19 protein-coding genes are annotated in these 20,670 nt (G+C 73.7%); 6 read left to right on the top strand and 13 right to left on the bottom strand.

Going from position 1 to position 20,670, the window contains the following annotated elements:
* The first annotated feature begins 37 nt into the window (after window positions 1-37).
* Window positions 38-466 (top strand): hypothetical protein, encoded by a 429-nt coding sequence (locus ACFFJG_RS14060; protein WP_378519345.1) that lies wholly within the window; start codon window positions 38-40, stop codon window positions 464-466.
* A gap of 22 nt (window positions 467-488) precedes the next feature.
* On the opposite strand, the gene ACFFJG_RS14055 is transcribed toward ACFFJG_RS14060, so the two are convergent.
* The 8 genes from ACFFJG_RS14055 to ACFFJG_RS14020 all read right to left on the bottom strand — a co-directional run bounded on the left by ACFFJG_RS14055 (window position 489) and on the right by ACFFJG_RS14020 (window position 9,047).
* A complete protein-coding gene (locus ACFFJG_RS14055; protein WP_378519344.1) occupies window positions 489-1,070 on the bottom strand; it encodes a mismatch-specific DNA-glycosylase in 582 nt (193 codons plus the stop codon).
* Window positions 1,071-1,169: 99 nt separating this feature from the next.
* Window positions 1,170-2,363, bottom strand: coding sequence for an elongation factor Tu (gene tuf / locus ACFFJG_RS14050; protein WP_121141621.1), 1,194 nt, complete (start codon window positions 2,361-2,363; stop codon window positions 1,170-1,172).
* A 93-nt stretch (window positions 2,364-2,456) separates the two neighbouring features.
* On the bottom strand, window positions 2,457-4,574 hold the full coding sequence (gene fusA / locus ACFFJG_RS14045) for an elongation factor G (RefSeq protein WP_378519343.1): 2,118 nt from the start codon (window positions 4,572-4,574) through the stop codon (window positions 2,457-2,459).
* Between the two features lie 74 nt (window positions 4,575-4,648).
* Window positions 4,649-5,119 (bottom strand): 30S ribosomal protein S7, encoded by a 471-nt coding sequence (gene rpsG / locus ACFFJG_RS14040; RefSeq protein WP_090969237.1) that lies wholly within the window; start codon window positions 5,117-5,119, stop codon window positions 4,649-4,651.
* Window positions 5,119-5,490 carry a 30S ribosomal protein S12 gene (gene rpsL / locus ACFFJG_RS14035; RefSeq protein WP_056906817.1) on the bottom strand — a complete coding sequence of 124 codons (372 nt, stop codon included), beginning with the start codon at window positions 5,488-5,490 and terminating at the stop codon, window positions 5,119-5,121. Before rpsL ends, rpsG begins: the two co-directional genes overlap by 1 nt.
* A 189-nt stretch (window positions 5,491-5,679) precedes the next feature.
* Window positions 5,680-6,897 (bottom strand): MFS transporter, encoded by a 1,218-nt coding sequence (locus tag ACFFJG_RS14030; RefSeq protein ID WP_378519342.1) that lies wholly within the window; start codon window positions 6,895-6,897, stop codon window positions 5,680-5,682.
* Window positions 6,898-6,983: 86 nt separating this feature from the next.
* Window positions 6,984-7,427 carry a MarR family winged helix-turn-helix transcriptional regulator gene (locus ACFFJG_RS14025; protein ID WP_378519341.1) on the bottom strand — a complete coding sequence of 148 codons (444 nt, stop codon included), beginning with the start codon at window positions 7,425-7,427 and terminating at the stop codon, window positions 6,984-6,986.
* Window positions 7,428-7,559: 132 nt separating this feature from the next.
* Window positions 7,560-9,047 (bottom strand): NCS2 family permease, encoded by a 1,488-nt coding sequence (locus ACFFJG_RS14020; protein ID WP_378519340.1) that lies wholly within the window; start codon window positions 9,045-9,047, stop codon window positions 7,560-7,562.
* Window positions 9,048-9,116: 69 nt separating this feature from the next.
* Between ACFFJG_RS14020 and ACFFJG_RS14015 the strand changes: the two genes are divergently transcribed.
* Window positions 9,117-9,404 carry a DUF2530 domain-containing protein gene (locus ACFFJG_RS14015; RefSeq protein ID WP_378519339.1) on the top strand — a complete coding sequence of 96 codons (288 nt, stop codon included), beginning with the start codon at window positions 9,117-9,119 and terminating at the stop codon, window positions 9,402-9,404.
* Window positions 9,401-10,000, top strand: a complete 600-nt coding sequence (locus tag ACFFJG_RS14010; RefSeq protein ID WP_378519338.1) for a class I SAM-dependent methyltransferase — start codon at window positions 9,401-9,403, stop codon at window positions 9,998-10,000. Before ACFFJG_RS14015 ends, ACFFJG_RS14010 begins: the two co-directional genes overlap by 4 nt.
* Window positions 10,001-10,006: 6 nt before the next feature.
* Here ACFFJG_RS14010 and ACFFJG_RS14005 read toward each other — a convergent pair whose 3' ends face one another.
* Window positions 10,007-10,801: a DUF3027 domain-containing protein gene (locus ACFFJG_RS14005; protein ID WP_378519337.1), complete on the bottom strand. Its 795-nt coding sequence runs from the start codon at window positions 10,799-10,801 to the stop codon at window positions 10,007-10,009.
* Window positions 10,802-10,898: 97 nt separating this feature from the next.
* Between ACFFJG_RS14005 and ACFFJG_RS14000 the strand changes: the two genes are divergently transcribed.
* Window positions 10,899-12,353: an MFS transporter gene (locus tag ACFFJG_RS14000; protein WP_378519336.1), complete on the top strand. Its 1,455-nt coding sequence runs from the start codon at window positions 10,899-10,901 to the stop codon at window positions 12,351-12,353.
* A gap of 19 nt (window positions 12,354-12,372) precedes the next feature.
* On the opposite strand, the gene ACFFJG_RS13995 is transcribed toward ACFFJG_RS14000, so the two are convergent.
* On the bottom strand, window positions 12,373-12,765 hold the full coding sequence (locus ACFFJG_RS13995; protein WP_378519335.1) for a cold-shock protein: 393 nt from the start codon (window positions 12,763-12,765) through the stop codon (window positions 12,373-12,375).
* Window positions 12,766-12,986: 221 nt separating this feature from the next.
* Between ACFFJG_RS13995 and ACFFJG_RS13990 the strand changes: the two genes are divergently transcribed.
* On the top strand, window positions 12,987-15,104 hold the full coding sequence (locus ACFFJG_RS13990) for a S8 family serine peptidase (RefSeq protein ID WP_378519334.1): 2,118 nt from the start codon (window positions 12,987-12,989) through the stop codon (window positions 15,102-15,104).
* 9 nt (window positions 15,105-15,113) lie between these two features.
* Here the strand turns inward: ACFFJG_RS13990 and ACFFJG_RS13985 are convergent, their stop codons facing one another.
* Genes ACFFJG_RS13985 through ACFFJG_RS13975 form a run of 3 tightly spaced genes read right to left on the bottom strand, consistent with a single transcriptional unit; the run spans window position 15,114 to window position 18,303 of the window.
* Window positions 15,114-16,346, bottom strand: coding sequence for an RDD family protein (locus tag ACFFJG_RS13985; protein WP_378519333.1), 1,233 nt, complete (start codon window positions 16,344-16,346; stop codon window positions 15,114-15,116).
* Window positions 16,347-16,357: 11 nt separating this feature from the next.
* Window positions 16,358-17,491, bottom strand: a complete 1,134-nt coding sequence (locus ACFFJG_RS13980; RefSeq protein WP_378519332.1) for an FHA domain-containing protein — start codon at window positions 17,489-17,491, stop codon at window positions 16,358-16,360.
* Window positions 17,488-18,303, bottom strand: a complete 816-nt coding sequence (locus tag ACFFJG_RS13975; RefSeq protein ID WP_378519331.1) for a PP2C family protein-serine/threonine phosphatase — start codon at window positions 18,301-18,303, stop codon at window positions 17,488-17,490. Before ACFFJG_RS13975 ends, ACFFJG_RS13980 begins: the two co-directional genes overlap by 4 nt.
* A gap of 72 nt (window positions 18,304-18,375) precedes the next feature.
* Between ACFFJG_RS13975 and ACFFJG_RS13970 the strand changes: the two genes are divergently transcribed.
* The gene (locus tag ACFFJG_RS13970) at window positions 18,376-20,643 is read left to right on the top strand and encodes a helicase-associated domain-containing protein (RefSeq protein ID WP_378519330.1); all 2,268 of its coding nucleotides are present in this window, start codon (window positions 18,376-18,378) and stop codon (window positions 20,641-20,643) included.
* The last annotated feature ends 27 nt before the right edge of the window (window positions 20,644-20,670 follow it).

Raw genomic sequence — 20,670 nt, 5'->3', positions numbered from 1 at the left:
CGGTGACGCCCACGCGTCGCGGGCGTACCGTGGAGCGATGGCGCGCTGGCTCCAGGTCGTGGTGCTGGCGGTGCTCGCGGGCACCGTCCTCCCCGCGGTGCTCGCGGCCTGCTCCGGCGACCTGGCCCGGTGGCGCTCGGTGCGGCTCGCGGTCGCGCTCGTGGCGCGGGTGCGTCGGTCGCGTCCGCACCCGGTGGCCGACGTGGTGCCGCTGCGCCGGCCCATCGAGCAGGTCGGGGCGGACCTGCGCCGGCTGCACACCTCGTTCCACCGGGGAGGGATGCGCTTCGCGAAGTACGAGGGCTGCCGGCTGGCCTACGACCGCGTCCTGGCCGAGGCGGCCGACATGGCCGGTGAGACCCACCTGCTCGAGGTGCTGGGCCCGGGCGCCGAGCTCGACCACGAGCGCGACCGCGTCGAGGTCGTGCTGCGCCGCCACGGCATGCTGCCGCCGCTCGCCGCCTGAGCGGGCGGGCGGGCCGGGGTGCTCAGGCGCCGCCGAGGAGGCCCGCCGCGCGGGCTGCGCCGGCGTACGCCTCGGCGAGGGAGGCCACGGTGTCGTGGGCGTTGAGCCCCGACGGGTTCGGCACGACGAACACGCGCGAGACGCCCCAGCGCACGGGCTGCTCGCCGGTCGCGGCACGGCGCTCACCGAACGCGGTGCGGTAGGCGGTGATGCCGGCGACCGCCACCACGTCGGGCTCCCGCTCCTCGACGAGCCGGCGCAGCCGCTCGCCCCCGGCGCGGAGCTCCTCGGTGGTGAGCTCGTCGGCGCGGGCGGTGGCGCGGGCGACGACGTTGGTGATGCCGATCCCCCGGCTGCGCAGCGCGTCGCGGTCCTCCTCGGTCATGCCGGCCGAGGGATCCACCTGCCGGTCGATGACGCCGGCGCGGAGCAGGGCCGGCCAGAACCGGTTGCCCGGCCGGGCGAAGTGGGTCTGGACCGCCGCGGTCCACAGGCCGGGGTTGATCCCGACGAACAGCAGCCGCAGCGGGACGCCGGGCTCGGGGAGCAGGTCGGGGACCTCGGTGTCGCGGAAGGCCTCGAGCTCGGCCCTGGTGAATCCCATGGGCCCATCGTGCCTGCCGGGTGGGGACGCACGAGACCCCGCCTCCCTGGTGGGAGACGGGGTCTCGGTGTGGTGCAGGTGCGCCCTCAGGCGCTCAGATCACTTGGTGATCTTGACGACGCGGCCGGCGCCGACGGTGCGGCCACCCTCGCGGATGGCGAAGCGCAGGCCCTCGTCCATCGCGATGGGCTGGATGAGCTCGACCGACATCTCGGTGTTGTCACCCGGCATGACCATCTCGGTGCCCTCGGGAAGGGTCACAACACCGGTCACGTCAGTCGTACGGAAGTAGAACTGCGGGCGGTAGTTGTTGAAGAACGGCGTGTGACGGCCGCCCTCGTCCTTCGAGAGGATGTAGACCGAGGCCTCGAAGTTGGTGTGCGGGGTGGTCGTGCCCGGCTTGATCACGACCATGCCGCGCTCCACGTCCTCGCGCTTGGTGCCACGGAGGAGCAGACCGACGTTCTCGCCCGCCTGGCCCTCGTCGAGGAGCTTGCGGAACATCTCGACACCGGTGACGGTGGACTTCATCGAGCCCTCGCGGATGCCGATGATCTCGACCTCCTCGTTGACCTTGACGATGCCGCGCTCGATGCGACCGGTGATGACGGTGCCACGACCGGTGATCGTGAAGACGTCCTCGACGGGCATGAGGAAGGGCTTGTCGGTCTCACGCTCGGGGGTCGGGATGTAGTCGTCCACGGCCTGCATGAGCTCGGCGATCGAGTCGCCCCACTTGGCGTCGCCGTTGAGGGCCGGGAAGGCCGCCACGCGCACGACGGGGATGTCGTCGCCCGGGAACTCGTACTCGGAGAGGAGCTCGCGCACCTCCATCTCGACGAGCTCGATGAGCTCCTCGTCGTCGACCATGTCGCACTTGTTGAGCGCGACGACCAGGGCGGGCACGCCGACCTGGCGGGCGAGCAGCACGTGCTCGCGGGTCTGCGGCATCGGGCCGTCGGTGGCGGCAACCACCAGGATGGCACCGTCCATCTGCGCCGCGCCGGTGATCATGTTCTTGATGTAGTCGGCGTGACCCGGGCAGTCGACGTGCGCGTAGTGGCGCGTCTCGGTCTGGTACTCGACGTGCGCGATCGAGATGGTGATGCCGCGCTGGCGCTCCTCGGGAGCCTTGTCGATCTGGTCGAACGCCGAAGCCTCGTTGAGGTCCGGGTGCTTGTCGTGCAGCACCTTGGTGATCGCCGCGGTCAGCGTCGTCTTGCCGTGGTCGATGTGACCGATGGTGCCGATGTTGACGTGCGGCTTGGTCCGCTCGAACTTCGCCTTAGCCACTGGGGCTCCTCCTGGTTGGGTTTGATCTTGAACTCATGGGTGTGAAACGGGGTGGTGCAGGCCTGCTGGTCCGGGCCCGGGGGCCCGGGGCGACTACTCGCCGCGGACCTTCTTGACGATCTCCTCGGCGATGTTCGAGGGAACCTCGGCGTACGAGTCGAACTCCATCGAGTACGACGCCTGGCCGGAGGTCTTGGACCTCAGGTCGCCAACGTACCCGAACATCTCGGACAGCGGCACGAGGGCGCTGACGACCATGTCGCCGTGACGCTCCTCCTGCGCCTGGATCTGGCCGCGGCGCGAGTTGATGTCGCCGATGACCGTGCCGAGGAAGCTCTCCGGCGTGGTCACCTCCACGGCGAACATGGGCTCGAGCAGGACCGGCTTCGCCTTGCGGGCGGCCTCCTTGAAGGCCTGGTTGCCGGCGATCTTGAACGCGAGCTCGGACGAGTCGACGTCGTGGTAGGCGCCGTCCTCGAGCGAGAACTTCACGTCGACCATCGGGTAGCCGGCGAGCACGCCGAACTCCATGGCCTCCTGGCCACCCTGGTCGACCGAGGGGATGTACTCCTTCGGCACGCGACCACCGGTGACGTTGTTGACGAACTCGTAGCCCGCGCCGGCGCCGGTCTCGGGGTCGATGTTCGGGCCGAGCGAGATGACGACCTTCGCGAACTGACCCGAACCACCGGTCTGCTTCTTGTGGGTGTACGAGTGCTTCTCGACCGTGTTGCGGACGGTCTCGCGGTAGGCGACCTGCGGCTTGCCGACGGTGGCCTCGACGCGGAACTCGCGCTTCATGCGGTCGACCAGGATCTCGAGGTGGAGCTCGCCCATGCCGGCGATGATCGTCTGGCCGGTCTCCTCGTCCGCCTTGACCGTGAAGGTCGGGTCCTCGTCGGACAGGCGCTGGATCGCGGTGCCGAGCTTCTCCTGGTCACCCTTGGTCTTGGGCTCGATCGCGACCTCGATCACCGGGGCCGGGAACGTCATCGACTCGAGGACGACCTGGTGGTTGGGGTCGCACAGGGTGTGACCGGTCTTGGTGTCCTTGAGGCCCATCACGGCCACGATCTGGCCGGCGCCGACCGACGCGATCTCCTCACGCTTGTTGGCGTGCATCTGGTAGACCTTGCCGATCCGCTCCTTGCGGCCGTTGACCGAGTTGACCACGGTCGAGCCGGCCTCGAGCTTGCCCGAGTAGACGCGGACGTAGATCAGCTTGCCGAGGTGCGGGTCGCTGGCGATCTTGTAGGCCAGGCCGGAGAACGGCTCGTCGTCGGAGGGCTTGCGGGAGATCTGCTCGTCCTCGTCGCGCGGCGAGTGACCGATGATCGCGTCGATGTCGAGCGGCGAGGGCAGGTACTTCACGACGGCGTCGAGCAGGGGCTGCACGCCCTTGTTCTTGAACGCGGTGCCGCACAGGACCGGGTTGAGCTTGTCGGCCAGGGTGGCGCGACGGATGGCGGCCTCGAGCTCGGCGACGGTGAAGTTCTCGTCGCCCTCCTCGAGGTACTTCTCCATGATGTCGTCGTCGGCCTCGGCGAGCGTCTCGATGAACTTCTCGCGGTACTCGGCGGCCTTGTCGGCCAGGTCCGCGGGGATCTCCTCGACGTCGTAGTCCTCACCCATCTTGGTCTCGCCGCGCCAGGTCAGGGCACGCATGCCGACCAGGTCGACGACACCGAGGAAGTCGGACTCCGCGCCGATCGGCAGCTGGAGCACGAGCGGGGTGGAGTTGAGGCGCTCGACCATCATGTCGACGCAGCGGAAGAAGTCCGCGCCGGTGCGGTCGAGCTTGTTGACGAAGCACATGCGGGGGACCGAGTACTTGTTGGCCTGGCGCCACACGGTCATGGTCTGCGGCTCGACGCCGGCGACACCGTCGAACACCGCGACGGCGCCGTCGAGGACGCGCAGCGAGCGCTCGACCTCGGCGGTGAAGTCCACGTGGCCGGGGGTGTCGATGATGTTGATCTGGTGGTCCTTCCACCAGCAGGTCGTCGCGGCGGACGTGATGGTGATGCCGCGCTCCTGCTCCTGCTCCATCCAGTCCATCGTGGCGCCACCCTCGTGGACCTCACCGATCTTGTAGGTGATGCCGGTGTAGAACAGGATGCGCTCGGTGGTGGTGGTCTTGCCGGCATCGATGTGCGCCATGATGCCGATGTTGCGGACCTTGTTGAGGTCGGTGGTGATGTCGACAGCCACTGAAAGTCTCAGTCCCTCGTAAGAGTTGGTGGGGTAGGTGGGGGCGGGGCTCCGTCAGCGGAGCCCCGCACCGATCACCAGCGGTAGTGGGCGAAGGCCTTGTTGGACTCGGCCATCTTGTGGGTGTCCTCGCGCTTCTTCACAGCGGCACCCAGGCCGTTGCTGGCGTCGAGGATCTCGTTCATCAGACGCTCGGACATGGTCTTCTCGCGGCGGTCCTGGGCGTAGCCCACGAGCCAGCGCAGGGCGAGCGTGGTGGAGCGGTTGGCCTTGACCTCGACCGGGACCTGGTAGGTCGCGCCGCCGACGCGGCGGGACTTGACCTCGATGGCCGGCTTCACGTTGTCCATCGCGCGCTTGAGCGTGACGACCGGGTCGGTGCCGGTCTTCTCGCGGCAGCCCTCGAGGGCGGTGTAGACGATGCGCTGCGCGACGGCCTTCTTGCCGTCCTGGAGGACCTTGCTGACGAGCTGGGTGACCAGCTGCGAGCCGTAGACCGGGTCGACGACGAGGGGGCGCTTGGGAGCGGGACCCTTGCGAGGCATTACTTCTCCTTCTTCGCGCCGTAGCGGCTGCGGGCCTGCTTGCGGTTCTTGACACCCTGGGTGTCGAGCGAGCCGCGGATGATCTTGTAGCGGACACCGGGAAGGTCCTTCACACGGCCGCCGCGGACGAGCACGATCGAGTGCTCCTGCAGGTTGTGACCGACACCCGGGATGTAGGCGGTGACCTCGACGCCGCTGCTCAGGCGCACGCGGGCGACCTTGCGGAGGGCGGAGTTCGGCTTCTTCGGGGTGGTCGTGTAGACGCGGGTGCAGACGCCACGGCGCTGCGGGGATCCCTTCAGGGCAGGCGTCTTGTTCTTCGACACCTTGTCCTGGCGGCCCTTGCGGACCAGCTGGTTGATGGTGGGCACCGGGTGGTTCCCTCTCTCTGTTCTCTCGTCACGGCCCGGCGACGTGCCGGGCTCGGGGTCGTGCGTTGGAGCGACGTGCCTCGTGCGGTGCGAGGTGCGCGGCCGGCGAGGGCTGCGGCTTCCGCGCATGCACATGGGTCTGGACGTGCCAGACACAAGGAATGAGGCTACTCGGGCCCTCCGACAGGGTCAAAATGCCGCAGGTGCGGCTTCCAGGTGCCCCTCGGCCGGCTCCTGGGCCCGCGCGCGGCGGGCCTTCTCGAGCCGGAGGTAGAGCACTGCGGACAATGCTACTCCGGCGATGGTGATGAGGCCGCCGCCGAGCAGCGTCCAGCGGGCGCCGTACTCCTCGCCGATCCAGCCGATGATCGGGGCGCCGACGGGCGTGCCGCCCATGAAGATCATCAGGTAGAGCGCCATCACGCGCCCGCGCACGCCGGCGTCGACGTGCAGCTGCATGTAGGTGTTGGCGCTGGTGATGAAGGTCAGCGCGGTGAGGCCGGTGACCGGCGCCAGCACCGCGAAGGCGAGGTAGGTGGGCATCAGGCCGGCGAGCACCACGCTGGTGCCGAAGGCGAGCGCCGAGCCGACGACGAGGCGGTGGCGGACCTGGGAGCGGCGGGCGGCGAGCAGCGAGCCGGTGAGGGAGCCGATCGCCAGGAACGTGCCGAGCAGGCCGAACTCCTCGGGGCCCTTGCCGAACACCTCGGTGGCCATGAGCGCGGAGGTGATCTGGAAGTTGAGGCCGAAGGTGCCGGCGAAGAACACCATGCCGAGCACGAGCAGCAGGTCGGGCCGGGCGCGGACGTAGGCCACGCCCTCGCGGATCGCGCCCGGGCCGCGGTCGGCCGGGGCGGCGGCGTCGATGCGGCTGGCGTCGAGGTGGCGCAGCGACCAGATCGGGGCGGCGTACGACACCGCGTTGAGCAGGATCACCCACCCGGTGGCGACCGCTCCCCCGCCGAACGCGGCGATCAGCAGCCCGGCGAGGCCGGGACCGACGAGGCGGGCGGCGTTGAAGCTGGCGGAGTTGAGGCCGACGGCGTTGGTGAGGTCGGCGGGCTCGACGAGCTCGGAGACGAACGACTGGCGCGCGGGGCCGTCGAAGGCCGACGCGGCGCCGAGCAGCATGGCGAGCACCCACACGTGCCAGACCTCGGCGGTGCCGGTGACGGCGAGCACGCCGAGGACGGCGGCGGGCAGGGCCATGCCGACGTTGGTGAGCTGGAGCAGCCGCTGCTTGGGCATCCGGTCGGCGACCAGGCCGGCCATCGGGGTGAGCAGGAGGACCGGCAGGAACTGCAGGCCCGTGGTGATGCCGAGCGCCGTCGCGCCGGAGCCGGCGGCAAGCTCGAGGACCAGCCAGTCCTGGGCGACGCGCTGCATCCAGGTACCGGTGTTCGACACCACGCCGCCGGCGGCGTAGCGGCGGTAGTTCGGGTTGGCGAGGGAGCGGAAGGTGGGGCTCGTGGGGACTCCTCGGTCGGGGTCGGTCAGTCGGTCAGGGCGAGGCGGACGAGGATCGGGGCGGCCTCGCGAAGGGTGGCGCGCTCGGCGGCGGTGAGCCCCGCGAGCTGCTGGGAGAGCCACGCGTCGCGTCGCTGGCGATCGGCCAGCACGGCGGCGCGGCCGGACTCGGTGATCGAGACGACGACCTGCCGGCCGTCGGTCTCGTGCGGGCGGCGCTCGACGTAGCCGTCCTCCTGCAGGCAGTTGACCGTGCGGGTCATCGACGGCGGCTGCACGCGCTCGGCGCGGGCGAGCTCGCCGACGGTCTGGTCGCCCAGGCGCACCAGCAGCCCGAGCACGACCATCTGCCCGATGCTCAGGTCGTTGTCGGGGTGGCGCTCGCTCGCCAGGCGGCGGCGCAGGCGCATGACACCGGCCCGGAGCTCGGAGGCGAGCCCGGCGTCGGTGCGGAGGTCGGCGGTCGGCATGTCGTTAGCATAACTCATTACCTCTGCTAACTATTCCGGCGTCCGGCGCCATGCAACGCCCACAACGAGACGAAGTCCCCGCATGTGCGGGGACTTCGTCGGGACGGAACGCGGCAGCGGCCGCGAGGGGGGTCAGGAGAGCCAGGAGCTGATCGGCGTGTAGGCGAAGTAGACGACGAAGAGGGCGGCGACGACCCACATCAGGGGGTGGACCTCGCGGGCCTTGCCGACGACGACCTTGATGAAGGCGTAGGCCACGAAGCCGGCACCGATGCCGACCGAGATCGAGTACGTGTAGGGCATCAGCACGATGGCCAGGAACGCGGGGATCGCGATCTCGACGTCGCGCCAGTCGATCTCGCTGACCTGCTGCATCATCAGGAAGCCGACCAGCACCAGGGCGGGGACGGCGGCCTCGGACGGGATCGCCGACACGAGCGGGGTGAAGAAGGTCGCGAGCAGGAACAGCAGCCCCGTGACCACCGAGGCCAGGCCGGTGCGGGCGCCCTCGCCGACGCCGGACGCGCTCTCGATGTAGGAGGTGTTGGACGAGACGCCGGCGGCGCCACCCGCGATCGCGGCGACCGAGTCGACGACGAGGATCCGCTGCGAGTGCGGCGGGATGCCCTCCTCGTCGTTGAGCCCGGCCTCCGCGCCGATCGCGGTCATCGTGCCCATCGTGTCGAAGAAGTCGGCGAGCAGCAGCGAGAAGACGAGGAGCAGCGCCGCGAGCGCACCGGTGCCGGCGCTGCTGAACGCGCCGAACAGGTCGACCTCGCCGAGGGTGTCGAACGAGGGAAGGCCCACGACACCGTCGCTGAGCCGCGGCACGCTGAGCGACCAGCCGGTGGGGTTGTCGGCCGACGAGCTGCCGAGGTCGCCGATCGCCTCGACGACGACGGCCACGACGGTGGTGGCCACGATGGAGATGAGGATCGCGCCGTGCACCTTGCGCACCCACAGCGCCAGCACCAGCGCCAGGCCGATGCAGAACACGAGGACCGGCCAGCCGGCGAGGTGCCCGTCGCTGCCGAGCTGGACCGGGACGGTGGTGGAGAAGGCGTCGGGGATGCGCGTGACGACGCGGGCGTCGACGAAGCCGATGAGCGCGATGAACAGGCCGATCCCGACCGAGATCGCCACCTTGAGCTGCTGCGGCACCGCGTGGAAGACCGCGCGCCGGAAGCCGGTGAGCACCAGGACGAGGATCAGGACGCCCTCGAGGACGACCAGCCCCATCGCCGCGTCCCAGGTGGTCTGGCGGGCGATGGTGTTGGCGACGAAGGCGTTGAGGCCGAGCCCGGTCGCCAGCGCGAGCGGGAAGTTGGCGTAGCCGCCCATGAAGATCGTCAGCACGCCCGCCACGAGGGCGGTGCCGGCGGCGATCGCCGGGATCCCCGAGCCCGGCTCGGCTCCCCCGCCGAGGAAGGCGCCCGTGGAGTCGGGGACGAAGCCGAGGATCAGCGGGTTGAGCACGATGATGTAGGCCATCGTCAGGAACGTGACGATGCCGCCGCGGACCTCGCGACCGATCGTCGAGCCGCGGGCGGTGATGTCGAAGAAGCCGTCGAGGCCCGAGGCCCTCGGGCGCCGGGGAGCGGTCTGCGTCTGGTCGGTCACGGGACGTCATCCTCGCAGACCCGTGTGACGGGCGTGTTTCGCCGTCCGCGGGGTGTGTAGCGTGGAGCCGTGGACCTGGGCGACGAGCAGCCGACGACGCACGAGATCGGCAACCGCACCTACATCGTGGCGCAGGTCGAGCCGCTCGACGTCGACGGCGTGCGCACCACCGAGGTCGGCACCGCGCTCTGGCTGGTCGGCTTCCTCGCGCTCCTGCCCTTCTGGGGCACCCTGCAGGACAACGGCCGCACCTGGTGGCTGTGGACCTGCCTGGCCGGCTTCGGCCTGGGGCTGTGCGGGCTGGAGTACTGCCGGCGCCGCCGCAAGGAGCGCGCCGCGCAGCGCGGGACCCGATGACGCTGCCCCCGACCCGCTGGGAGCTCGCGGGTGAGCGCAACCGCGGCTACGGCGAGACCTTCGCCGACCGGGTCGCCCGCGGGCTCGACGTCGACGGCGAGGCGAGGTTCCTCGACGCGATGCTCGCGCGGGGCTCGCGGGTCCTCGACGTCGGCTCCGGCATGGGCCGGGTGGCTGCGGCACTGCAGGCGAGGGGCCACGACGTGGTCGCCACCGAGCCCGACCCCGACCTGCGCGGCCAGTCGCTGGCGACGTACCCGGGGCTGGAGGTGCTGCCGCACCAGGCGCTGGCCCTCGACCCGGCCGAGGTCGGCACCTTCGACCTCGTCGCCCTGGTCGGCAACGTCATGGTCTACCTCGGCGAGGGCACCGAGCGAGCGGTCCTCGAGCGGGTGCGCGACCTGCTCGCCCCCGAGGGCCGTGCGGCCGTCGGCTTCCACCTCACCCCGGTCAAGGCCGGCAGCCGGTCCTACCCCGCCGAGGAGTTCGTCGCCGACGCCGAGGCCGCGGGCCTGCGGGTGGTGCACCGCTTCGGCAGCTACGAGCTGCACGAGGCGGACGACGAGTACGCCGTGTGGGTGCTCGTCCGCGCCTGACCGGACCTACACGATCTCGAGGTCGTCCTCGGAGAGCGTGTCGTGGACGTGGTCGGGCAGCGGCAGCGGCTGCTGCTTGCGAGCCAGCTTGACCTCGGAGTGGGCGCCGCAGCCGTGGTCGAGGCTGACCACGCGGCCGTCGTCGTTGGCGTTGCCGTTGGCGCAGACGCCGAACGACTCCGAGAGCGAGCCGTTGATCCGCATCAGGAAACCGCACGAGGTGCACGACTGCGGGGCGCTCCTGGCCAGCGGCGAGTCGGGCCCGCCGTCGCCGGCGTACCAGCGCTCGGCGGCCATGTCGATGCCCTCGCGGCTCAGGGTGCGGACCCGGCCGAGGCCGAGGTCCTCGGCGACGCGGCGCACCTGGGCGCGGGCGTCGGCGTCCGTCGGCGGGTCGAGCGGGTCGTCGCCGACGAGATAGGTGGGCACCAGGCGCGGGTCCTCGTCCTCGACCGGGAGCAGGTCGCCGGGCGAGAGGTCGCCGGGCTGGAGGCGCTCCTTGTAGGGCACCCAGGCGGGGGCGACGATGGCGTCCTCGCCGGGGAGCAGGACGACCTCGTTGACGGTGACGTCCTTGCCGCGCTTGGCACGGGTGAGGGTGACCGACCAGTACCAGCCGGGGTAGCCGCTGCGCGCGCACGCGAAGCGGTGGGTGACCAGGCGCTCGCCCTCGGCGTCGGCGCCGAGGTGCTCGCCGACCTCGTCGGGCTCGGCGACCTCCAGCACGGTGCTGCGCGCCAGGTCGACGGCCTTGGCGAGTGCGGAGTCCGGCTTGCCGGCACGGGTGGGGAGAGCGATCACCTGCGCATCATCGCAAACGGTCCCGCCTCCTGTCCCGTCGGGAGCACCGGGCGGTGTCCTCGGCCGGGCTGTCGGGCGCGTGCGCCAAGATGGTGCCGTGACCTCCGAGCGCCCCGACCCCGCTGCGGGACCGCAGGAGGCGTTCGACCCCGGACCGGCACCGCAGGCCCCACCGGCACGGCCCGGTGCCGTACGCCGCTCGCTCGCGGGTGCGGCCCGCGGGGCCCGTGCCGCCGGTCGCGGCGCGCGTGTCGCCGGCCGGGGCGCCGGCTCGGCCGGCCAGTTCGCCGTCGCCCAGGCCCGCCGTGCGGCGCGCGCCGAGGGGGCCGGCGACTCGGGCCTCTCACGGCTGATCGAGCTGCACGCCTTCAACGCCGCCGGCGACGCGGCGGTCGCGATCTCGCTCGCCGGCACGCTGTTCTTCCAGGTGCCGACCGGCGAGGCGCGGGGCCAGGTCGCGCTCTTCCTCGGCCTGACGATGCTGCCGTTCGCGGTCGTCGCACCGCTGATCGGCCCGTTCCTCGACCGCTTCAGCCACGGCCGCCGCTGGGCGGTCGGCTCGACGATGGCGATCCGCGGCTTCCTGTGCTGGGTGCTGGCCACGGCGGTCGTCACCGAGTCGGCCTGGCTGTTCCCGGCCGCCCTCGGCGTGCTGGTGGCCTCCAAGGCCTACGGCGTCACGCGCGCCGCCGCGGTCCCCCGCCTCCTGCCCCGCGACCTCACGCTCGTGAAGGCCAACGCGCGGGTCTCGCTCGCCGGCGTCGTCGGCGCGGGCGTCTCCGCCCCGATCGCCGGGCTCGCCTCGACCTTCGGGCCGGAGTGGTCGTTGCGCTACGCCTTCGTGGTCTTCGTGCTCGCGACGATCTGGGCCATCCGGCTGCCCGAGCAGGTCGACGCGAGCCACGGCGAGGGCGAGATGGTGCTGGCCGGCGAGGCCGGTGAGGCACGCCCGGGGCGGAGGGCACGCACCCCGATCCCGACGGCAGTGGCGTTCGCGCTGCGCGCCAACTGCGGCCCGCGCTGGCTCTCGGGGTTCCTCACCATGTTCATGGCCTTCCTCCTGCGCGAGAACCCCATCGGCGACTGGCGGCCCGAGGTGCTGCTCGGCCTCGTCATCGGCGGCGCCGGCCTCGGCAACACCCTCGGCATCACGATCGGCTCGCTGCTGCGCCGGCTCAGCCCCTCGGTGACCGTCGTCCTCGCGCTGCTGGCCGACTGCGCCGTCGCGGCCCTGGCGGCGCTGTTCTACGGCGTCGTGCCGCTGGTGCTCCTGGGCCTCACCGCCGGCCTCGCGCAGTCGCTCGCCAAGCTCTCGCTCGACTCGACGATCCAGCGCGACATCCCCAGCCGGGTGCAGGCCAGCGCCTTCGCCCGCTCCGACACCACCCTGCAGCTGGCGTGGGTGATCGGCGGCTTCGTCGGCATCGCGATGCCGCTCATGCCCCGCCTGGGCCTCGGCGTCGCGGCCGGGGTGCTCGGCGCGTGGGCGACGTTCGTCCTCCTCGGCCGGTCCACCCGGTCCACCCGGCGCAGCCGCACCGGCGCGGCCTGAGGCCGCGGCGGCAGCGCCGTCAGAGCTCGAGCTCGTCGGCGAGGGCGCGCAGGACCTTCGCCGTGCCGCGCGCGGCCGCGCGCTCGGGGTGACGGCCGCGGCGGTAGGTCTCCTCGACGCCGTCGAGCATCCGGATCAGGTCCTCCACGATGGTGACCATCGCCTCGGGCTGCTTGCGCTGGGCGTTGCGCTGGTTGCGTGCGACGGACGCGGGGGCGTCGATGACGCGGACCTGGAGGGCCTGGTCGCCCCGGCGACCCTGCGCGATGCCGAACTCGACGCGGGTGCCGGCCTTGAGCGCGGCGCCCTCGGGCAGGGCGTCGGCGTGGACGTAGACGTCCGGGCCGTCCTCCTGGGACAGGAAGCCGAAGCCCTTCTCGGCGTCGAACCACTTCACCTTGCCACTGGGCACAGGACGCTCCACTCAGCTCATGTCAGTCAGGCTCGCCGGCGACGGGCGCCGGCCCCGTGCGACCACGGGCGGGCACAGGATAGGCGGCGCCCCCGCGCCGTCACCAACGGGTTGTGGCCCCGCGCCTTTGATCACGGGTGGGACTGCTGGGACGATGGTGCACTCGCAGGACCGAACGGGCCCGCCGACGGCGCGGCCCCGACCAGGAGAGGGTGGGCACCGTGCAGGGACGACCGGGTGGACGGACCGTCGTCGGCGGCGTGCTCGCCCTCGCGCTCGCCCTCGCCGCCGGCGCCCCCGCGGTCGGTGACGAGCCCTCCCCCGCCGGCACGCCCGAACGCGCCGACCCGCTGACGCTGGTCACCCTGCAGGGCCCCGGCACGTCCGCCGGCACCCGCACCACCGACGAGCTCCTCGCCCGCCAGGACCGCGTGCTCGCCGCGGTCGGCGTCGGGGAGCCGGTCTACCGCTGGACCACGGCCCTCAACGGCTTCGCCGCGCACCTGGACGACGACCAGCTCGCCGCGCTGGAGCAGCAGCCCGGCATCGCGGTCATCGAGACCGACGAGGTCCGCCCGCTCGCGGCGCGCACCGGTCTCCCCGCGGTGCGGGCGGCAGCCACGTCGCCACGGCTGCGCGGCGGCGCCGGCGTCGTGATCGGCGTCGTCGACTCCGGCATCGCGCCCGACTCCCCCGCGCTGGCCGACGTACCGGGCCTCGGCGCCACGCCCGATCGGTTCGCGGGCGACTGCGTGGAGGGCGAGGACTGGGGTGCCGACGCGTGCACGCGCAAGGTCGTGGGCGCGCGGTGGTTCGTCGACGGCTTCGGCGCCGACCGGATCCGGTCGTCGGAGACGCTGTCGGCCCTCGACGACCTCGGCCACGGCACCCAGGTGGCGTCGGTGGCGGCCGGCAACGCCGGGGTCAGCGTGCGCGTCGACCGCCGCGACGCCGGGCGGTTCGGCGGGGTCGCGCCCCAGGCGCGGCTCGCGGCCTACAAGGCCTGCTGGGGCGCCCCCGACCCGGCCGACGACGGCTGCTCGACCACCGACGTCGTCTTCGCCGTCGACGCCGCGGTCTCCGACGGCGTCGACGTGCTCAACCTCGCGGTCGCCGGCGGCGAGGGCGTCGACACCCTCCAGCGCGCCCTGCTCGGCGCGGCCGAGGCGGTGGTCGTGGTGGTCGGGGCCGCCGGGGCCTCCTCCCGGTCCGCCTTCGCCTCCCACGCCGCCCCGTGGGTGACGACGGTCGGCACGACCGTCGGCCGGACGGCCCGTGGCCGCGTCACGGTCGTCGGGGGCCCGTCGTTCACCGGCGGCGGCCGCCCCGACGCCGCGCGCGGGCGCGCGGTGCTCGCCCGCGACGCGGCCGGGGACGCCGCGTCGGTGCGGGCAGCGGCCCAGTGCCGGCCGGGGGCCCTCGACCCTCGCCGCGTCGCCGACCGCGTGGTCGTGTGCGTGCGCGGCGGCGTCGGCCGCATCGACAAGTCCGAGACCGTCGCCCGTGCCGGCGGTCGCGCCATGGTGCTCGTCAACCGCCACCCGGGCTCGGTGACGGCCGACCTCCACTCCGTGCCGACCGTCCACCTCACGGTGGCCGACGGGCGCCGACTGACCCGCTGGGTGGCCCGGCACCCCGACGCCCGGGTGCGGCTCGGCCGGGTGGCGGCCGGGCCCGGCGCGCGCCGTACGGCACCGTGGAGCGCCTCCGGCGACCCGCGCGGCCCGGTCCTCAAGCCCGACGCCGTCGCCGACGGTGACGCCGTCCTGGGTGCGCTGCCCGCGTCCACCGGCCGCTCGTGGGGCGTGTTCAGCGGCAGCTCCGCCGCCACCGCGCGCACCAGCGGCCTGGCCGCCCTCGTCCTCGGTGAGCGCGACCTGCCGGCCGCGGTGGTGCGCTCGCTGCTGACGACCTCGGCCGTCCCGGTGCGCGCCTCCTCGGCCCTGGCCCGCGGGGCCGGCGCCCTCACCGGGCGCCCGCCGACCGCGCACCTCGGCTTCGACGTCCCGGTGGCCGCGTGGCGCCGTGCGCTGCGGCAGCACGACCTCGCCTCGCTCAACATCCCCTCCCTGCTGCTGACCTCGCGCCAGACCACGGCCGTCCGCACCGTCACCAACGTCTCGGACCGCGCCGAGTACTTCTCGGTGACCGCCCGCGGGTTCGCCTCCCACCGCGTCACGGTGCAGCCCCTGGCCGTACGCCTCGCGCCGGGGCAGTCGGCCGACTTCACCGTCACGGTGACCGGCCCCCGCTCCCCCGGGCGCCTCGACGACGGCGAGCTGGTCTGGCTCGGCGCGCGCGGCGGCGTGACGCGGGTCCCGGTCGCGCTGGTGCGCTGAGCCCGCTGGTCAGGCCTCGCGGCTGAGGGTCATCTCCCGGTCGCCGAACACGACCCGGTCGCCGTCGAGGAGGGCGGCCGGCTTGCCGGGGGCGAGCTGGCGAGAGACGCCCTTGCGGACCAGGACCGTCCCGTTGGTGGACCCGCGGTCCATCACGACGATGGTGCCGTCGGTGGCCGGCCCGAACTGCGCGTGGGTCTTGGAGACCGACATGTCCGCGGAGGTGAGCGGGACCAGGTGGGCGACCTGCTCGCCCGCCCGCGCCTCCGGACGGCGCCCGACGAGGGCGAGCCCGGCGATGACGAAGCTCTCGCCGTTGTCGAAGTGCGCGCGCCAGCGGGCCGTGGGCGCGGCCGCGTGGCGCGGCGGCTCGGGCGGGGGCTCGACGGGCCGGCGCTGCTGGGTGACGCCCGGCTGCTGGACCGGCGGCCGCTGGACCGGCGGTTGCTGCTGGACCGGCGGCTGGGCCCGGTACGGGGGCTGCTGGACCGGGGGCTGCTGGACGGGCGGAGCGACGGGCGGGGCCGCGTGCCGGGTGGGCACGGGGGCTGGTGCCTGTGCTGCGGGCGCCGCGGCAGCAGCGGGAGGCGCCGCGAGCACCTCGGGCGGGAGCGACTGGCGGCGCACGGACTGCTCGGAGCGCTCGGGCGTGCGGACCGCCTCGACCGGCGGCGCGGGGACCAGGCGCATCGCGGTGAGGTTGACGATGTGGCGCGGGCCGTCGTCGACGGAGACGTCGGCGACCTCCTCGACCGGGCGCACGTCGACGACGACGGTGCGCGTGAGGTGGTCGTGCCACCCGCGTCGCTGGCGGCCGCGGTCCTCCACGGCGGTCCACGCGAGGGTCGCCACGCCGAGCCCGAACGTGGGCAGCCCGGCGGCGCCGAGCACCAGCGAGCGGAGCAGTGCCGGACCGACCCCGATCGGGGTGCCGGTGCCGTGGTGCACCACGCGCAGGCCGCACATCGCCTTGCCGGGCGAGGTGCCGCTGACGCCGAGCACCACCGCGAGCACGAGCCACAGCACGACCGTCGCCCCGGCCACCGCGGCGACGACGGTCCAGGGGTCGTCGCTGAACGCCAGGACGGTGACGACGCCGACGACCACCAGCACGCTCCACGCGAGCAGGCGGTCGACGGCGAAGGCGGTGAAGCGGCGCTCGAGCGCCGCGACGGGGTAGGTGACGGCCTGGGGCGGGTGGGGTGCGCGCTGCTGGTGCGGGGGCATCGTGTGCTGGCTCATCGACGTGCTCGTCAGGGGTTGGTCACCTGGATGGTGACGCCGTCGCCGAGGTCGAGGACGGCGCCCGGGACCAGGCTGACGGCGATGCCGGGGGTGAGCTCCTCGGCGTCGAGGCCCGGCTGCGCCAGGACCGTGCCGTTGGTGGACCCGAGGTCGGTCGCGATGGCCGAGCCGTGGTCGGCACCGGCGCCCGGGCGGATCTCGAGGTGGGTGGAGGAGATCTCCTGGTGGGGGCTGGCGACGGTGACCACGTGCGGCTGGTCGTGGGAGGCGAACCGGCGCGCCTCGGGCGCGCGGCCGACGAGCACCGTGCGGTCGACGCCCACGACGTCGCCCGTGGAGAACACGAGGGTGGCGACGGGGCTGGCGAGCACCTCGGGCGCGACCTCCTGGCCGGGCACCGGCGGGCGCTCGAAGTCGGGCGTGGGCGGCCCGGCGACGGTCTGGCCGTCCCGGTCCCAGGCGTCGTCGACGACCGGGGTCTCGCCGGTGGGCGTGGGGTCGTCGCCGGGCTCGCCGAAGCTCATCGGCGCGGCGGGGACCTCGGGCTCGGGGGTCGCGACGGGCTCCGGCGCGTCGGCGACCGGGGAGACGGGCTCCGGCTCGACGGGCTCGGCCGGAACCTCGACCGGCGAGACCGAGGGGGCGGTCGCGACGGGTGCGGCCGCGGTGGGCGTGTCGGCGGACGGGGCGGGGGGCGACGTGCGCGCCGGACCGAGCTCGACGGCGGAGACGCGGGACAGGCCCGGGGTCAGCGCGTGCTCGACCGGGCCGTCGCCGGCCAGCGCGAGGTGCACCGACACCTCGCCGGTCAGGACCTGCTCGTTCCAGGTGGTGCCGGGCGCGGCGCTGAGCACCTCGTCGCCGGCCGCGGAGGAGACGCGGGCCGAGGGCGCACCGCGCACGATGACCCGGGTGGTCTCGCCGGACTGCGCCACGAGGGCGAAGTGGTCGAGGGAGGACAGCCCGCCCGCGAGGAGGGCGTCGAGCAGCGTGTCCGCGTCGGCCCCGCCGTCGGCGAGCTCCCACAGCGCGGCGACCCGCGAGCGCTGGCTCACCGGCAGGAGGACGGTGACCCGGTCGCCGACCACGGCGTACCACTCCCCCGTCGCGAACCTGGCGCCGAAGCCGGTCTCTGCGCTCACTGTCGTCCCCCCAGCTTGGATTCGAGACTCTGCAGCTGGCGCTGCGAGTCGTAGGTGGCGTCCTTCACCAATCCCACCACATCGACCACGACCGCCGTCGCGTTGTCGCGACCCCCGGCCGCGACCGCCGCGCGCACCAGCCGGTCGGCCGCGTCGCGCGGGTCGTCGACGGTCTCGAGGATCTCCTCGATCATCGCGTCGTCGATCATCCCGGTGACGCCGTCGCTGCACAGCAGCAGGCGCTCGACGGAGCCGAGGGGAAGCAGGAAGAAGTCGGGGTGGATGCCCTCGGGGCTGCCGAGCGCACGGGTGATCACGTGCCGCTCGGGGTGGACGGCCGCCTCCTCGGCAGTGATCTCACCGGCGTCGATGAGCTCCTGGACGACGGAGTGGTCGACGCTGACCTGCTCCAGGCGCCCGTCGGTGATGCGGTAGATGCGGGAGTCGCCGAGGTTGGCCAGGAGCCACTTGGTGACGCCGTTGTCCTCCACGAGGACCGCGACGACCGCGGTCGTGCCGGCGTGCCAGCCGGGCTGGACGGCGCGGTGCGCCTCGCCGTACTCGACGATGCGGGCCTGCGCGCGGGCCAGGGTGTCGGCGACCTGCTCGGCGCCGCGCTGCGGGTCGTAGGCCGCCGCGAGCTGCTGGAACTCCTCCACGACCATCTGGCTGGCCACGTCGCCGCCGGAGTGGCCGCCCATCCCGTCGGCGACGACGAACACCGGCGGGGCGACCAGGTAGGAGTCCTCGTTGACCTTGCGGACCAGGCCCACGTCGCTCGACGCCCCGTGGTGGAGGTCGACGTTCTTCATTCCCGGCCCTCTTCGCTGCCCCGTGCCCAGATGGTCGGCGGGGGTGCCGACCAGGCGAGTAGCGTAGAAGGGATGTCCAGTCCACGTCGGGCGACACCCGCACGCACCCTCGCCGACCAGCTCCGCGGCTGGCCCGACGAGCGCCTCGTCGCGCTGCTCAGGGCCCGTCCGGATCTCGCCACGCCCGCCCCTCAGGATTCGTCGCAGCTGGCCTCCCGGGCCGCCACGCGCTCGTCGATCCACCGCGCCCTCGACGGCCTGGACCGACTCGAGCTCTCGGTGCTTGATGCCCTCGTGGTGGCGGGTCAAACCACCCGCGAGCGACTTCTCCGCTCGGTCCACGCCGACCCGGCCCGCGCGGGTGCGGCGCTCGACCACCTCCTCGACCTGGCCCTGGCCTGGGAGGCGCCCGGCGGGGTGCGCGCGCTGACGGGCGTGGCCGACGCGATGCGCGGCGCGCCGGGCCCGACCAGCGGCCTGCGGCCCTCCAGCCCGGAGCCACCCGAGCCCGAGGAGGTCGCCGCGCTGGTCGGCGAGCTCAGCCCGGCCGCGCTGGCCCTGCTGCGCCACGTCGACGCCCACGGCGGCGAGGGCACGACCGGCGCGGCCCGTCGCACGGTCTCGCCCGCCGAGGCGGCCTCCCCGGCCGAGGAGCTCATCAGCCGGCGCCTGCTGGTGCCCCGCGACGGCACGACGGTCGTGCTGCCGGGCGAGGTGGGCCTGGTGCTCCGCGGCGGTCGCACCACCACCGAGCCCGTCGACGACGTGCCCCCGCTCGCGACCGCGACCCGCGACCCCGGGCTGGTCGCGCGGTCGGCGGCCGGCGCCGCCTTCGACGTCGTACGACGCGTGGAGCTGCTCCTCGACCAGTGGGGGGTGCACCCGCCCGGCGTGCTGCGCAGCGGCGGGCTGGCGGTCCGCGACCTCAAGGCGGTCGCGCGCGACCTGCACGTCGACGAGGCCGGGGCCGCGCTCGTGGTGGAGGTCGCGCTCGCGTCCGGGCTGGTCGCCGAGGGCACCGAGCCCGACGGCTCGCCCGCCTGGCTGCCGACCGACGAGTTCGACGTGTGGTCCGGGCGGCCGATGTCCGAGCGCTGGGCGCGGCTGGTGGGCGGCTGGCTGTCGAGCAGCCGGGTGCCGTCCATGGTCGGTGGCCGCGACCCGGCGGGCAAGGCGTGGAACGCGCTCGCCCCCGAGCTCTCCAGCGGGCTGGCCGAGGAGGCCCGGCGGCTGGCGCTGCGGGTGTGGGCGGACACCGCGGAGGGCGAGGTGCTCGCCGCCGGCACCGGCACGTCGTCGCTGGTGCGCCGCGTGGAGTGGCTGCGCCCGCGACGACCGACCGTCTTCACCGACCTGGTCACCGCGGCCCTCGACGAGGCCGCCGTGCTCGGCGTCGGCGGCGCCGGTGGCCTGCCGCCGAGCGGGCGCCTGGTCGCCGCGGGCGACCTGCCGGGTGCAGCCGCCGCCATCGACCCGCACCTGCCGCGGCTGGTCGACCACGTCCTGCTCCAGGCCGACCTGACGGCCGTCGCCCCCGGCCCGCTCGAGACGGAGGTGGCCCGCCGGTTGCACCTGCTGGCCGACGTCGAGTCGCGGGGCGGCGCGACGGTCTACCGCTTCTCCGCCGGATCCCTGCGCCGCGGCTTCGACGCCGGCTGGTCGGCGCTGGAGGTGCGCGACTTCCTCGGCTCGGTCTCCCAGACCCCGGTCCCCCAGCCGCTGGAGTTCCTCGTCGACGACGTGGCGCGCACCTTCGGCAGCGTCCGCGTCGGGCACGCCGAGGCGTTCCTGCGCGCCGACGACGAGGCGGCGCTGGCCGCTCTCGTCCACGACCCCCGGGCCCGCACGCTCGGCCTGCGGCTGCTGGCACCGACGGTGGCCATCGCGACCTCCCCGCTCGACGTGCTGCTGCCGAGGCTGCGCGAGCTCGGCGCCGCCCCGGTCGTGGAGGCCGCGGACGGCACGGTCCGGGTCAGCCGGCCCGACCTCCAGCGCGCGAGGTCGCGCCGTGGTCGGCGTCCGGCCGGAGCCGTCGAGGCCCGGCAGGCGGCCCAGGTGCAGGCGGTCGCCACCGCCATCCGCGCCGGCGACCGGGCCGAGTCCTCGCGTCCGCCCACGACCGCGACGACCACGCCCTCGGGCGCGCTCGCCGCCCTGCGCGAGGCGATCGAGTCCGGCAGCACGGTGGTGATCGGCTACGTCGACAACCACGGCGCCACCGGCGAGCGGGTGGTCGACCCGCAGCGGCTCGACGGTGGCCGGCTGGCGGCGTTCGACCACCGCTCCGACGACGTGCGCGAGTTCGCCGTCCACCGCATCACGGGCGTGCGCCGCGCGTGAGGCCCGCGCGTGCGCCCCTCCGTAGAC

Source organism: Nocardioides zeicaulis (assembly GCF_042432345.1).
GTDB lineage: Bacteria > Actinomycetota > Actinomycetes > Propionibacteriales > Nocardioidaceae > Nocardioides > Nocardioides zeicaulis.
This window is presented reverse-complemented; position numbering and strand designations above follow the sequence as displayed.